Here is a 670-nt window from a genome sequence, read left to right on the forward strand (position 1 = left end):
CCTGGGGCGAGCCGCCGCGGCCGGCTACGGGGAGCGCCCGATGCCGCAGCTCGTGAAGCAGCGAGACGAGGAACAGCGAACGCTCCTCCTCCTTGTCGGGGCCGGCGGCGCCGTAGCGCTCGTGAAAGTCGCGCAGCATGCCGGGCAGACGCTCCGACGTTCCGAGATCGCAGAAGGAGCGGGACAACAGACCGCGCTTCAGCATCAAAAACCAGCGGGCAAGGCTCGGGTATGGCGTCAAATAAGGCTCAACGATTCGGGGATCGAACTTGACCAGCGAACGGACGTAGGGCGCGCCGGGCACGGAGGGGACTTCCACCTTGTGAAGCTGGTACGGCAGAAATAGCAGCAGCGTGCCGGGGCGGATCGGATAGCGAGCGTCCTCGGTCATGGCTTCTCCGCGTCCTTGGTGGACGTAGAGGAGCTCGATGCCTTGGTGCGCGTGATAGGCCAGCCAGTCCTCGTCGTCCGTCGTTTGCCGATAAGAGGAAAAAAAAGCGTCCGGTCCCAGGTTCAATGTCACAATTCGATTCAAACGGCCCATCCCCCGTTTCCGCATTCATGATAGATTATAACATGTAAGGGTGCAAAGGTTACGAAGCGCCGCTATTGATCCTATTTGCGTAGACCGGAGGGAGTGCGAGAGATGGGCGCGTCCAGACGAAAGCTT

Annotated in this window: 1 protein-coding gene; it reads right to left on the minus strand. The window is 61.0% G+C overall.

Features of this window, described 5'->3' with window-relative positions; translation table 11 throughout:
- On the minus strand, nt 1-535 hold a 535-nt coding region (locus KVT38_RS33465), incomplete at its 3' end, for an AraC family ligand binding domain-containing protein (RefSeq protein WP_217598048.1).
- Between the last annotated feature and the right edge of the window lie 135 nt (nt 536-670).

It is taken from the genome of Cohnella sp. GbtcB17 (assembly GCF_019091135.1).
Taxonomy (GTDB): Bacteria; Bacillota; Bacilli; order Paenibacillales; family Paenibacillaceae; genus Cohnella.